The sequence below is a fragment of the Caballeronia sp. AZ10_KS36 genome (assembly GCF_023631105.1).
In the GTDB taxonomy this organism is placed as follows: Bacteria; Pseudomonadota; Gammaproteobacteria; order Burkholderiales; family Burkholderiaceae; genus Caballeronia.
The window spans coordinates 318,463-332,188 of sequence record NZ_JALQDQ010000037.1 but is presented as its reverse complement, the minus strand read 5'-3'; the positions used below and the strand labels follow the sequence as shown (position 1 = coordinate 332,188).

13 protein-coding genes are annotated in these 13,726 nt (G+C 62.9%); 8 read left to right on the top strand and 5 right to left on the bottom strand.

Features of this window, described 5'->3' with window-relative positions; translation table 11 throughout:
* The first annotated feature begins 74 nt into the window (after positions 1-74).
* From NCR35_RS23935 to NCR35_RS23925, 3 genes are all read left to right on the top strand, one after another.
* Positions 75-1,364 (top strand): MFS transporter, encoded by a 1,290-nt coding sequence (locus NCR35_RS23935; protein ID WP_250536401.1) that lies wholly within the window; start codon positions 75-77, stop codon positions 1,362-1,364.
* Between the two features lie 49 nt (positions 1,365-1,413).
* Positions 1,414-2,706, top strand: a complete 1,293-nt coding sequence (locus NCR35_RS23930) for an NAD(P)/FAD-dependent oxidoreductase (RefSeq protein WP_250536400.1) — start codon at positions 1,414-1,416, stop codon at positions 2,704-2,706.
* Positions 2,707-2,833: 127 nt separating this feature from the next.
* Positions 2,834-3,772 carry a 2-hydroxyacid dehydrogenase gene (locus tag NCR35_RS23925; RefSeq protein WP_250536399.1) on the top strand — a complete coding sequence of 313 codons (939 nt, stop codon included), beginning with the start codon at positions 2,834-2,836 and terminating at the stop codon, positions 3,770-3,772.
* Positions 3,773-3,939: 167 nt separating this feature from the next.
* Here the strand turns inward: NCR35_RS23925 and NCR35_RS23920 are convergent, their stop codons facing one another.
* Complete coding sequence (locus tag NCR35_RS23920) at positions 3,940-4,713, bottom strand: IclR family transcriptional regulator domain-containing protein (protein ID WP_250536398.1); 774 nt, start codon at positions 4,711-4,713, stop codon at positions 3,940-3,942.
* Positions 4,714-4,856: 143 nt separating this feature from the next.
* On the opposite strand from NCR35_RS23920, the gene NCR35_RS23915 reads away from it, so the two are divergent.
* Positions 4,857-5,666, top strand: a complete 810-nt coding sequence (locus NCR35_RS23915) for a shikimate dehydrogenase family protein (RefSeq protein WP_250536397.1) — start codon at positions 4,857-4,859, stop codon at positions 5,664-5,666.
* Between the two features lie 82 nt (positions 5,667-5,748).
* Complete coding sequence (locus tag NCR35_RS23910; protein WP_250536396.1) at positions 5,749-7,161, top strand: MFS transporter; 1,413 nt, start codon at positions 5,749-5,751, stop codon at positions 7,159-7,161.
* Positions 7,162-7,292: 131 nt separating this feature from the next.
* Here NCR35_RS23910 and NCR35_RS23905 read toward each other — a convergent pair whose 3' ends face one another.
* Positions 7,293-8,192, bottom strand: a complete 900-nt coding sequence (locus NCR35_RS23905; protein ID WP_250536395.1) for an alpha/beta fold hydrolase — start codon at positions 8,190-8,192, stop codon at positions 7,293-7,295.
* Between the two features lie 24 nt (positions 8,193-8,216).
* Positions 8,217-9,125, bottom strand: a complete 909-nt coding sequence (locus tag NCR35_RS23900; RefSeq protein ID WP_250536394.1) for an alpha/beta fold hydrolase — start codon at positions 9,123-9,125, stop codon at positions 8,217-8,219.
* Between the two features lie 86 nt (positions 9,126-9,211).
* Between NCR35_RS23900 and NCR35_RS23895 the strand changes: the two genes are divergently transcribed.
* Complete coding sequence (locus tag NCR35_RS23895; protein WP_250536393.1) at positions 9,212-9,598, top strand: MerR family transcriptional regulator; 387 nt, start codon at positions 9,212-9,214, stop codon at positions 9,596-9,598.
* Positions 9,599-9,625: 27 nt separating this feature from the next.
* Here the strand turns inward: NCR35_RS23895 and NCR35_RS23890 are convergent, their stop codons facing one another.
* Positions 9,626-11,026 (bottom strand): MFS transporter, encoded by a 1,401-nt coding sequence (locus tag NCR35_RS23890; RefSeq protein ID WP_250536392.1) that lies wholly within the window; start codon positions 11,024-11,026, stop codon positions 9,626-9,628.
* A gap of 60 nt (positions 11,027-11,086) precedes the next feature.
* Complete coding sequence (locus NCR35_RS23885; RefSeq protein WP_250536391.1) at positions 11,087-11,842, bottom strand: SDR family NAD(P)-dependent oxidoreductase; 756 nt, start codon at positions 11,840-11,842, stop codon at positions 11,087-11,089.
* A 211-nt stretch (positions 11,843-12,053) separates the two neighbouring features.
* Between NCR35_RS23885 and NCR35_RS23880 the strand changes: the two genes are divergently transcribed.
* Positions 12,054-12,641 carry a nuclear transport factor 2 family protein gene (locus NCR35_RS23880; protein ID WP_250536390.1) on the top strand — a complete coding sequence of 196 codons (588 nt, stop codon included), beginning with the start codon at positions 12,054-12,056 and terminating at the stop codon, positions 12,639-12,641.
* Positions 12,641-13,726 (top strand): maleylacetate reductase, encoded by a 1,086-nt coding sequence (locus tag NCR35_RS23875; protein ID WP_250536389.1) that lies wholly within the window; start codon positions 12,641-12,643, stop codon positions 13,724-13,726. The genes NCR35_RS23880 and NCR35_RS23875 overlap by 1 nt, the downstream gene beginning before the upstream one ends.

Below are 13,726 nucleotides of genomic sequence, written 5' to 3'. Positions count from 1 at the left end.
AGTGACGCGGACATCCGCGTTACACAACGGCATCCGGCGGCCGCCCCGTCCGGTCAATACTGCAAAGGATGAATATGTTGAACAAAGCCAGCACCCTCGACGCCCCCGCCGTGGATCAGCCCGCTCGGAACCGCGTGCGGGACGTCGTTGCCGCGAACTTCGGCACCTTCTTCGAATGGTTCGATCTGCTGGTGTACGCGATGTTCGCGATCACCGTGTCGAAGTTGTTCTTCCCGACGGGCGACGGGCAGTCCGCGCTGCTGCTGAGTCTACTGACCTTCGCGAGTTCGTTCGTCATTCGTCCGGTCGGCGCTATCGTGCTCGGCGTTATCGCCGACAGGCGCGGACGGCGCTTCGCGCTCAGTCTCGCGGCGCTGTTGATGCTGCTGGGCACGGCGGCGATCGCCGTCGTGCCGACCTACGAGCACGTCGGCTTTCTCGCGCCGGTCATCCTGGTCGCCGGACGCCTGCTGCAAGGCTTTTCGGCAGGCGGGGAATTCGGCGCCGCGAATTCCTTTCTGACCGAGCAGGACAAGAGCCGCATGGCCTTCTTCGGCAGCCTGCAGTTTTCCGCGTCGGGTCTCGCGGTACTGACGTCGTCGCTGTTCGCCTATTGCATCAACCACTATCTGACGACCGAACAGGTCAACTCGTGGGGCTGGCGCCTGCCCTTCGTCTTCGGCTGCCTGATCGGACCGGTGGGCTTATACATCCGCCGCAAGGTGAGCGAAACGACGGCCTTCGAGCAGACCCGGAAGACCGAACTCTCTCCGCTGCGGGAAACCGCGCGTTCGCACAAGTCGGCTGTGCTGATGGGTGCGATCATCGCCGGTGCGGGCGGACTCGCGAGCTTCATCAACATCTATATGCCGACTTTCGCGATCAACAATCTCGGCGTCACCAAGGATGCGGCCTTCGCCTCGTCGATCGCAAGCGGCATCGTATGCGTGTTGATGCCGCTGGCCGGCGGCATGACGGCCGACCGCTTCGGCACCGTGAAAGTGATGCGTGTCGCGCTTGTCACCGGCATGGTGCTGATCCTGCCGCTGTTCTACATGCTGACGCGGGCGCCCGGTCCGGTCACACTCGTCGCGTTCCAGTGCATTCTCTCGCTCGTCTTCTACAGCTTCTATTATTCGCCGCTCGGCTCGCTGCTGTCGCAGCTCTTTCCGGCAAGCTGCCGCACGACAGGCGTGTCGCTCGCCTACGTGATCTCGATGACGCTCTTCGGCGGCCTCACGCCGGTGGTGACGAGCATGCTCGTCAAGGCGACCGGCAGCATCATGTCGCCGGCGTGGTATCTGATCGTCGTCTCGTCGCTTGCGCTCTGCGGTCTCGCTGCGAGCAGGAAACGCGTGGTCTGATGCGTCCATTCCGGCGCCACCGCCCTCTCGGTCATCTGGAGCTTCCTCGTTGAAAACCGATCTACCCAAGCAAGTGTCCGTCGCCATCGTCGGCGGCGGGATCATCGGTGTAAGTTGCGCGTACGCGCTGGCCCGCAGGGGCGTAGACGTCGCCGTATTCGAAAAAGGCACGGTGGCCTGCGAGCAGTCGTCGCGCAACTGGGGGTGGATACGCAGCGTCGGCCGCGACGTCCGCGAACTGCCGTTGTCGATCCTCGCGAACAGCATCTGGAAGGAGATTCAGGCGAAAGTCGATGTCGGCTACCGCACCACGGGTCTCGCCTATCTCGCCGCGTCCGACACCGACATGGCCGCTCATGAGACGTGGCTCGACGCGGCCCGCATGAAGGGCGCGCAGGCGCGGCTCGTGCGCGGCGAGGAACTAGCGAAGCTGATTCCACGATCGAAGCGGCCATGGGCCGGGGCGCTGTACAGCGCAACCGATGGCGTTGCGGAGCCGCTCGCCGCCACGCGCGGCATCGCCGGACTGGCGGTGGCGAACGGAGCGCGCATCGTCGAGCACTGCGCGGTGCGCGGGCTCGACGTGGCGGCAGGACGCGTCGCGGGCATCGTGACCGAGCACGGTCTGGTGAGATGCTCGGACGTCGTGCTCGCGGGCGGCGCGTGGTCGCGGCTCTTCTGCGGCAATTGCGAGATCGATTTCCCGCAACTCAAGGTGCATGCCTCGGTAATGCAGACCGCACCCATCGATGCCGGGCTGGACCTCGCCATCAACGGCGGCGATTTCACCTGCCGCAAGCGCAGCGACGGCGGCTATACGGTGTCGAAGCTCGGCGCATCGGTCGCGGATCTCACGCCCGACAGCATTCGGCTGAGCACGAAGTTCATGCGCGCCTGGCTCAGTGAGCGCAAGTACCTGAAGCTTCGCCTGGGCCGGCGCTTCTTCGAGGAGCTTAAGGTTCCGAGGCGCTTCGGTCTCGACCGTCCGTCGCCGTTCGAAGCCTGCCGGACGCTAGATCCGGTGGCCAACCTGCCGATGCTCAACGACGCGCTCGAACGCCTGAAGGCGACCTTCCCGAGCTTCGCGGGCGCTTCGATTCTTCGCACGTGGGCGGGCATGATCGACGTGACGCCCGATGCCATACCAGTCATCTCGAACGTGAAGACGCTGCCGGGCTTTCATCTTGGCTCGGGCTTCTCCGGACACGGTTTCGGCATCGGGCCTGCGGCCGGAGAGATGCTCGCCGATCTGGTGACGGGCGAGCGTCCGCGCGCCGATTCAGGCGACTTTGCCCTCGACCGGTTTTCCTCCAGGGATGTCGGCTTCCGCGCGTCACGCTGATGTACTGTCGCACCGTCCGCTGCGCAACGTCGGACGAACCTTCGTCTCGTCCACGAAGAAGTTTCAGGACGAAGGAATGCGGATGTCGCCGACGATCACATAGACTTGCGTTAGGAGAGGCGCATTCATGTTGTTACTGGTCAATTCGGGCGGCCCCGCCGCTGTCGGCGAGTGGCAGGATCATTTCGCCGAATGCATGCCCGAGCTCACGGTTCGCGGCTGGGACGATCCGGAGGTCGACGACGCCCAGGTGGACTTCGTGCTGGTCTGGGAACCCACGGCGGGCCGTATCGCGCGCATGACTTCGTTGCGGATCGTGTTCAGCGCCGCCGCGGGCGTCGATCACATCGTATCGGACCTGTCCGTGCCCGGGCATTTGCCGATTGTGCGAATGCTCACGCCCGAAACCACCGAGCGCATGTCCGACTATGTGATGGCCGCATGCTTCGGCATCGTGCGGGAGTTCCCGGCCCTTCACGAAGCGCAGCGGCAACGCCGGTGGAACGACGACCTGATCGGCATTCGTTCGAGCGAAACGACAGTGGCGGTGCTCGGGCTCGGCGGACTCGGCGCGGCCTGCGCGCAACGTCTCGCGAGCAACGGGTTTCAGGTCAGGGGCTGGTCCCGCACGCCCAAGACGCTCTCAGGCGTCGCGTGTTTCGACGGCAACGCCGCGCTCGATACCTTGCTGGCGGACGCGCACATCGTGGTGAATCTCCTGCCCGACACGCCGCAGACGCGAAAGATGATCGACGCCGCTTTTCTCGCCAAGTTGCCCGCGTGCGCTTCCATCGTGAACGTGGGCCGCGCACCGCAGGTCGTGCTCGACGACGTCCTCGCGGCGCTGGACGCAGGCCGGCTCCGCAGCGCCTGGCTCGACGTATTCGACAAGGAGCCGCTCGATAGCGGCAGCCGGCTCTGGTCGCATCCGCGCGTGATCGTCACGCCCCATGTCGCTTCGCTGCCTTCCCGCCGAGCCCGCGCGCGGCAGGTCGCGCAGGCGCTGCGCGACTGGCTGGAAGGGAAACCCCTGCAGCATGTGTACGATCGGACGCTCGGGTATTAGATGCGTCGCCATGGGTCATCTACGCCGCGACCGCAGACGGTGCAAAGTCCAGCGCGTCAAGAGCGAGTGCGAGTCTGCCACAGACAAGTAGTCGCGCCGATGCCAGAACACGGGAAGCGAAAAAAGTCGAGGCATAGCTCAACGCTAAACGGTCCGGGCTAGCCGCATCAAACGTCGATGATCGGACGGAGCAAAGCCTGGCCCTCATACAAGAATCGGAGATACCGTTCGCGGATTTCCAACTGGGTCATCGTCGATACCTGCATCGTGATAGTGAGGCTCGCGCGCATTTCGCCGTTACGGTTCGTCAAGGGCACGCCGAGAATGCGCATTCCGACTTCATACTCCTGGTCCAGTTCGACGTATCCCTGCGTTCGAACCTGCTCGACCTCGCGCTTGATATCGCTTTTCGACGTGCGCGTGAATGGCGTCAAAGCCTGCAACGTCACACGTCCCAGATACTGATCGAGCTCTTCGTCGGATTCAGATGCGAGCCATAAGCGGCCGCTGCCTGTGCAGTACATCGGCAGGCGATATCCCTGTCGTATCGAGAGCGAAGAGACGTTGGCGACACGGCTTCGGACGATATGGACGACCTCATCGCCATCACGCACTGCAACGGACACGTGTTCGCGCGTTTCGCTGGCAACCTTCTCGACAATCGGCCTGAGCATGCGCGGCAATCGCGCCGAGTCCACATAGGCCTGGCCGAGCCGCAGAGTCTTGGCCGCGAGCCAGTAATGGCGACCATCGGTTTGGGCGTAACCGTCATGGACGAGAGTAAGAAGAAATCGCCGCGCGGCACTCGCGGTCATGCCTGACAGGCGCGCCGCGTCGGGCACGCTCAGCCTCGGAGTTTCATCGGTGAACAACTGGATGAGCGCCAGGCCCTTCTGAAGACCGACGATCAAGTCCCGCTCGCGAATTCGCGGTGTATTCACGCCTCTCACCCTTTCGATGCGTTGACAGAGTGCGATTATCGCATCGCAGATTCGATGAGCGGCCTACTCGTTCGTTTGCGGCGTTGCCGGTCACCACGGTCGGTAGCATCATCGCCGCTCATCAACGTCATCGAGCGCGCAATATGATCAGCGGTACGACCGAACTCCTGGCCATCGTCGGGTCCCCCATCACGCAGGTAAAGTCGCCACATAACTTCAACGCGTGGTTCGAGCGGCACGGCAAGGACGCGTCGATGATTCCGGTCGATCTCGACCGAGGTTCCGTCGATCACTTCATCGACGCGATGCGCGCGTGGCGCAACCTTCGCGGATGTGTCGTTACCGTGCCGTACAAGCAGGACATGGCCAGCCGAATGGACCGCCTGAGTGACCGCGCTGCGGCGCTCGGGTGCGTCAACGTGATTCGCCGCGAATCGGACGGCACGCTAATTGGCGACATGGTCGACGGCGACGGATTCATGCATGCCGCACTTCGCCACGGCTTCGAGCCGCGCGGGGCGCGGGCGCTCGTCATCGGCGCCGGGGGCGCAGGCAGCGCAATAGCCTGGGCGCTATGCGAGCACGGAGTAACGGCCGTCACGCTGACCGACCCGGACCGCACCCGCCTCGATCGCCTGACCGCGCTCCTCGCAACTCGCTTTCCACACGTCGCCACCGGTCACGCGCTCGAATCGCTGGCACCGTTCGATCTGGTCGTCAATGCGTCACCGGTAGGGATGACGGGCAACGAAAGCCTGCCCCTTCCCGATGCGCTGCTGGCGACCCTTGACCCCCGCAGCCTCGTGGCGGACGTCGTGACGTCGCCGGACATCACCCTGTTCCTCGAGACAGCACGCGCAGCGGGATGCCGCATACAGACCGGCGGTGAGATGGCGCTGGCACAGCTTGGGCATCTCGGTGCCTTCATGAACATGACGCCGCTCGGCATCTGAGCGGGCAACGCGCCCGCGCGCCGCATCTGCGAATGCGCGCGGGTTCGGATGCAACACAGCAAGAACCATAAAGGAGACACACATGCAGGCCACACGCAAGAACGCGAACACAACCACACAGCAAACCCGGCGCGCGACCGCCAGCGGCTGGATCGGCTCCGCGCTCGAGTATTACGATTTCTTCATCTACGCGCAGGCTGCGGCGATGGTGTTCCCACAACTGTTCTTTCCGGCCGGCAACCCGAAGCTGGCGATCGTCGCTTCGCTCGCGACCTACGGTGTCGGCTACGTGGCGCGTCCTATCGGCGGCTTCATCCTTGGACGGCGGGGAGACACGCACGGACGCAAGCACCTGCTCCTGCTGTGCATGTTCCTGATGGGCGTGTCGACGTTCATGGTGGGACTTCTTCCAACCTATCATCAGGTCGGCGTACTGGCGCCGATCGCTCTGGTGCTGCTGCGGCTCGTCCAGGGCTTCGCGGTGGCCGGCGAGATTTCCGGCGCCAGTTCGATGATCCTCGAGCAGGCTCCCTTCGGCCAGCGGGGGTTCTATGCGAGCTTCGCCTTGCAGGGCACACAGGCCGGCCAGATCTTTGCCGCGGCTATCTTTATCCCCCTCGCCTATTACATGCCGGCGGAGGATTTTGCGTCGTGGGGCTGGCGCATTCCGTTCCTTCTGAGCGCACTGGTGCTGGTCGCGGGCTTCGTTATTCGACGCAAGGTCTCGGAATCTCCGGCATTCGTGCAGGAAGATGCTCAGGGCGGCGTCCCGTCCTCGCCGGTGACCATTGCACTGCGCGAGAACTGGCGCGATATCGTGCGCATCGCGATCATGGCGCTTGCCGCAGTTATCGCAATGGTCGCCACCATCTTCGGCGCAGCCTACGCAGTGCAGCCATCGTACGGAATCGGCTTTCATGCCAACACGTATCTGGTGATTCCGTTCGTCGGCAACATCGTCGCCGTGATCGTGATTCCGTTCGTCGGAAAGCTGTCGGACCGCATCGGGCGACGCATCCCCGTGGTGGTCGGTTCGGTGGGAGCGGGCTTGCTCTCCTACGCCTATCTCTACGCGATCAGCGCGAAGAATGCACCTTTGGCGATCGTCACGTCGGTGCTGATGTGGGGCGTGATCTATCAGGGCTTCAATGCGGTCTTTCCCAGCTTCATGCCTGAGTTGTTCCCGACCCGCACTCGCGTCTCGGCAATGTCGATCGGGCAGAACATCGGCATGGCGATGACGGCCCTCCTGCCTTCCCTGTTCGCGGCGATTGCACCGCCTGGCACGCGTGATATTCCCCTGGTGATCGGTACGGCCACGCTCGTCATCGCAACCCTGGCGGCGCTCGCCGCATGGACGGCGCGGGAGACGTATCGCACACCGCTCGATGAGCTCGGCTCGCGCCGATCGTCTGCGGGCATCGCGGCGGGAAGTGCAGCGGGAAGCGCCGTGCCGAAGAACACGCCGACAGCGGCTGTCAGCCGTTCCCGTTGAACGCCCGTGATTTCTTGCGCTAAACAATAGGATATTCACCGCGGCCATCCCGTGGTGTCACGTTCTCTCAGTTCTGGCACGGCCCTCGGATCGCCAGAACTTTAGCCGGCTCACCAGAGCCGGCCTTTTTTTCACTCAGCAACAAAGAACTTTCCGCTCAGGAAATCGGTAAGAGACGTCAACACCTCATTCGGCGCATCCTCGGGAAGCAGATGGCCGCCGGGCAACCCCTTTCCCGTTACGTTCGTTGCCCATCGGGACCAAACGTCGATGGGAGATTCGCTTCTCGCCTGCTGCTCCCTCTCACTCCACAGTACCAGGACCGGACAGGTCAGTTTTCGGCCCGCCGCAAGATCGCTCGCATCGTGCTCCAGGTCCTCGGAAGCCGCGGCGCGATAGTCTTCGCATATGGCGTGGCGCACGTTCGGATTCCTAAACGAAGTTCGATAAGCGTCGAGGGCCAAGGGATCGATCCGCTCGAGACCGCCCGCCATCTTCTTGAGCGCAGTGTCGAGATAAGCGTCGGGATCCGCTGCAAGCATCCGCTCCGGCAGATCGCCCGGCTGCGCCAAAAAGAACCAGTGCCAGGCGTTCAGCGCGAAGGTCTTGTCGACGCTCGCGAACGCATCGAGCGTGGGTATGACGGTCAGCGATGCATACGCGGCGACGCGGTGCGGATGATCCAGCGCGAGACGGTATCCCGCACGGGCGCCGCGGTCGTGCCCGACCACGGCGAATCGTTCGTGCCCGAGCCGATCCATCAACGCCACGAGCGCGCCGGCTACGCGACGTTTGGTCCATCGAGGCTGATCGTTGCGGGTCCGGCTGTCGCCGTATCCCGGCAGATCCGGCACGATGACGGTGTGCGACCTCGCGAGCGTCGGAGCGATCAATCGCCAGGCAACGTGCGTTTGCGGGTAGCCGTGCAGCAACAGAACCGGCGATCCGGTCCCGCCGATCCTGCCGCGAAACGAGACATCGCCCGCCTCGACGTCGAGCCGCGCAAAGCCCGGAAAGAAGTCCTGCGCCATGGTTATTCCCTCGTCAACGTGACTTCATAGCTCCGACGCCGACCTGACGAACTCGGCCAGATCGCGATTGAAACGCTCGGCTTCCTCGATGAACGGCGCGTGACCCGAGTCCGCATACACCTTGCTGACGATGCGCGGATTCAGCTCGGCAGCCCGAGCCAGCGTCGCATGCGTGTCGACCAGTGCGTCGTGACCGCCGTAGATGAAGAGCAGCGGGACGCGCGCCTTGCCGAGCCCCTCTGCAGCGAAGACCGTCATCGTCGGCACTTCCTTCTGCATGTCCCACGATGCCATCGCGGCATTCGCGAGCAGCCGGTCGAATGTTGTTGCGTCAGGCCGATGATTGAAACACAGACCGACGAACGTGCGCTCACCGTCGAGATGCGTCTTCAGATCCGGCGAATTCATGTCCCGATAAACGTCGGGAAGATCCACGATCTGACCCGGCGCAAGCTCCACCACGCCGTCGACATACACGGCCCCCGCGATCGCGCGATCGCCATGCTTCGCGAGATAGTTCGATATCACCACACCGCCGAGCGACCAGCCGACCACGACGGGCTTGCGGGCGTGCGAGCCCTCGATCACCGCTGCAAGGTCGTCCCCCCAACGGTTTCCGTCGCGATACGGCTCGGCGCCGGATGGCTTATCCGACAGACCGTGGCCGCGCATATCGTAGGTAATGATCCGGTACTGGCGCAGTTCGGCACTCTGCACCTGCGCGTCCCAGTTCAGGCGGCTGCCGAGCAGCCCATGCACCAGAATGATCGGCTTGCCGTTGGGATCGCCGCTTTCCTGGACCGCCAGCTTCACCCCGTCCGTCGATGTAACCGTATAACTGCTCGGTGCTGCGATCGAGTCAGGGACGGAAGCAATCACCGTCGCCGCAGAGAACGCGGACATCAAAAAGCGAGGGAACGTTCGTAAGCTCATTGCCTTTTCCAAGAGAGTGTCAGTGCGCCTAGTCTCAACCCTTACACTGATGTGAGAGTCAAGCGAATCGTGCTAACCTGCTTTTCATGAAAGACACGCCTTCACAGGAACTGCTGACGATTGGACAACTCTCGCAACTCACCGGCGCGAGCGTACGATCGATCCGGCATTACGATGAACACGGTCTTCTCGCCTCGATACGTGCGAGCAATGGCTATCGCATGTTCCCGAAGAAAGCAGTCACGCAGGTCAAGCAGATTCAGCGCATGATCGCGACCGGTTTCACGATCGACGACATCCAGGGCTTTCCGGACTGCATGCTTCTGATCGAAGGCGCACGCTCTTGCGATCAGATCACCGACGTCCAGCGCGTCAGGCTCGAAGCTATCGATCGTCAGATCGCAGACCTCGAAAGGCGCCGCGCGCGGCTCATCAAGACCTTGCTGGAAGGTGCGGTGCCGCCCGTCGAATGACGCGGGCAGCCGACGCAACGATCGCCCTCAAACGGGAACATCGGACGCGGTTTTCTTCCTGCCGATATCCGCACGCAGGCTGTCGTACTCCTCCTGACTGATCGGCGCTGCATCTCGCTGCCCGAGCGCGTTGACGGGCAGCCGATAGGTTTCGCGCGCCGTCCATGCGCCTAGCGCCCCGACGCCGCAGATGGTCAGCGTAATCGTCCCGACGATCAATGGGATGTGCTGTGTACCGGGCGGCACCGCGGCCGCGATGAACGCCGGCAGGATCGCGGTGATGGCCGTGCCGATGTTCTGGCCGATCGCCATGGCAGTAACGCGGATACGCGTAGGGAACAGTTCGGGCATGAAGCTCGGATAGACCGCGTTGAAGCACTGATACACCACGCCCCACATCACGATAGCGATGGCGATCGCCAGCATCGCATTGTGCAGGCTGATCGCATAGAGGTACGCATAAGACAGCAGGCCCGAAGCAAGCGCGCCGAATATGATGAGCGGCCGGCGTCCCCATCGATCGGACAGACTGCCTGCAAAGGGGATGAAGAACATCGCAGTGAAATTGGCGAGCAGCGGAATCCAGAGAAAGAAGCCTTTCGAAAAACCGATACCGTAAGCGGGCTGCACCGCATAGGCCGCGCCGAAGATCGAAGTCACTGCAAGGATGATCGCAATCAATGCGATGGCAGCGATGCGGACAATATCCCGCCAGCCATCGCGCAATGCTTCCTTGATGGGCGACGCCGGTATCTGCCTATGCTGCGCTTCATCGACGAAAGCCGGCGTCTCCGACACTTTGCGCCGAATCACATAACCGGCTACGAGTACGAGCACACTCAGCAGGAACGGTATGCGCCAGCCCCACGACAGGAACTGCTTTTCGGGCAGATAGTAAGCGAGCGGCATGAAGATGGCCGCCGCCAACACCTGGCCGGCGGTCACGCCCTGCATCGCGTAACTGGCAAAGTAGCCGCGGCGGCCGAGCGGCGCGTGCTCCAGCACGAGGGAACTCGAACCTGAAATCTCCCCGGCGACGGCGAAGCCCTGAATGAGCCGCAAGAGCACGAGCAAGATCGGCGCTGCGAATCCAACTTGCGCGAATGTCGGCAGAAGACCTACAGCGAGCGTCGACAATCCCATCATGAACATGCAGGTAAGAAGCAGGTTCTTGCGGCCATGCGTATCACCACGACGGCCGAGCACGAATGCGCCGACCGGCCGTGCGAGATAACCGACGCCATACGTTGCGAGCGACGCAGCGATCGCAACGCGACTGTCTCCGGACGGAAAGAAGAGTTGCGGAAAGACCAGCGCAGCGGCCTGCGCGTAAATGAAATAGTCGTAGTACTCCAACGCCGAGCCGATCCACGCGCTCGCGGTGGCGACTCGTGTCTGATTACTGCTCTGCTGATGCGTTGCTGGCATTTCGTCTCCTGCATGTGTCTTGTCGATGGCCGCGAACGGGGCTCGCATAGCGTCGCGCGATCAGTACGTCGCGCGGCCGCCCGACAGGTCGAAGGTAAAGCCGGTCGTGAAGCTGCATTCGTCGCTCGCAATCCACGCCACCATTGCGGCAATCTCCGGCACGGTAAGAAATCGCCCCATCGGAATGCGTGCTTTGCTGCTCTCGATGTGCTCCTCCGTCATCTCCCGGAAAAGATCCGTTTCGGTAATGGCAGGCGCGATGCCATTGACCGTGACGCCCGTTCCGGCCAGCTCGCGCGCGATCGACTTCGTCAGACCGATGACACCCGCCTTCGCCGCGGCATAAGCGCAAATGTTCGGATGCCCTTCTTTGCCGACGATCGACGCCACGTTGACGATACGTCCCGCGCCACGCTCGCGCATGTGTGGCACGGCGAGGCGGCATGTGTGGAAGACGCTGTTCAGATCGACGGCGAGAACGCGGTTCCATACGTCGACCGGATAGTCCTGGATCGGCAGGACCGGTCCATTGATACCGGCGTTGTTCACGAGGATGTCGACATGACCGAAAGACTCGAGCGTGGCAGCGAACGCGGCCTCGACGGAACATGCATCCGCAAGATCGACGGTCTCCACAAGGGCCGCGAACGACTCGCCGCCTGTTTCGACCGATGAACAATCGATGTCCCAGCAGGCGATCCGGCAGCCTTCCTCCGCGAGACGCTCCGCGATACCGCGCCCGATGCCGCGCGCGGCGCCCGTCACGATGGCCGTGCGTGTTTCGAATCTTCGTGCCGTTACCGGTTTCGTTTCCATATCCGTTTGTTCCTCCATATAACTTGATTCCCATGCTAGAAGCGAGATTACGGATCGTCAACGGTCCTTCCGCCATTCATTCACATACGGGAACAAACTAGGGAATGCCCCGGTTCGCCGCAAAAACTGCTTGACCACGCGCCGTCAGCGGTACCACCATAGAAACGGATTTCTATATGTGAACGTCACGGAGCGATAGATGGAACAGGCGATGATTGATCGATTGATGATCCGCGAGACGATCGAAAACTGGGCGGTATGGCGGGATGCGGGAGACTGGGAGCGCTTCGCGATGCTCTGGCATCCGGACGGCCGCATGATGGCGACGTGGTTTCAGGGAAGCGGTCGCGAGTTCATCGAAGTGACGAAGGCCGGCTGGGCGAAGGGCGTGAGCATCCTGCATTTTCTGGGCGGGGCGTCGATCGAAGTGAACGGCTCGCGTGCCGTCGCGCAGACAAAGATGACCATTTCGCAGCGTGGAGAAGTCGAAGGCACGTTATGCGATGTCGTGTGCACCGGCCGCTTCTACGACTTCCTGGAGAAGGTCGACGACCGATGGCTGCTGCTGCTTCGTCAGCCCATCTATGAAAAGGATCGTCTCGATCCAGTCAGGCCGGACGCCCGTCCCGTTCTCGATGCGGCACTGCTGGCGGAGTTTCCCGCTGGCTATCGGCATCTCGCGTACATGCAGACCCGAATCGGCTACAAGGTCAAACCCGACATGCCGACGCTGACGGGCCCGGAAGTCGAAGCGCTCTATGCGCGCGGCCGCCAGTATCTGCAAAGCGGAGTGCTGTGATGCAGGACGTCTCGCCGATGCGCTTCGATTACCACGCGCTGCCTTCGCGCGTGCTGTTCGGCGCGGGCAGGCGTCTGGAAACGCCTGACGTCGCGCGGCAATTGGCCTGCACGCGTCCGTTGATCGTCTCCACGCCGGAGCAGAAAGATTTGGCTCACGCCATTGCGTCATTGTTCTCCGGTTCACCGACGCACATCTTTGCCGAGGCCGCGATGCACACGCCATGGGAAGTGACAGCGCGTGCACTCGTGGTTGCCCGCGAGGCGGGCGCGGACTCCCTCGTCGCTGTCGGCGGCGGCTCGGCAATCGGCCTCGCCAAAGCAGTTGCACTGCGCACCGGCCTGCCGCAGATCGCGCTGCCCACTACGTATGCCGGCTCCGAAGTCACACCGATCATCGGCGAGACGCAGGACGGCGAGAAACGTACGCGTCGTACGCTCGACGTGTTGCCGGAGGTTGTGATCTACGATGTCGAACTCACCCTGACGCTGCCCGCGCGCTTGTCGGCAACGAGCGGTCTGAACGCGATGGCCCACGCGGTGGAAGCGCTCTATTCCGTCGACGCCAATCCGGTCACGTCGGTCATGGCGGAACAGGGCATCGCGGCCCTCGCCGCCGCGTTGCCGGAGATTCTCGCCAATCCCGCAAGTCGTGATGCGCGCAGCCGCGCACAATACGGCGCATGGTTGTGCGGAACCTGCCTCGGCTCCGTGGGCATGGCGCTGCATCATAAAGTCTGTCATGTGCTCGGCGGCACCTTCGATTTACCGCACGTCGACACGCATGCGATCATGCTCAAGCACGTCGTCGCTTACCAGGCTGGCGCAGTGCCGCATGCAATGCGCCGTATCGCACGCGCACTCGACGCCGATGAGGCATGGACGGGCTTGCACGCACTCGCGGCCAGGCTGCATGTTCCGCAGTCTCTTGCCGAGATCGGCATGCCGCACGAGGGGATCGGGCGCGCGGCGGAACTGGTGCTGCAAGAGACCTATGCCAATCCGCGCACGCCGGACTATGAGTCGATCAGCGCGATGCTCGAAAGAGCGTGGCGCGGCGCAGCACCACAACCGGATTCGCTGTGA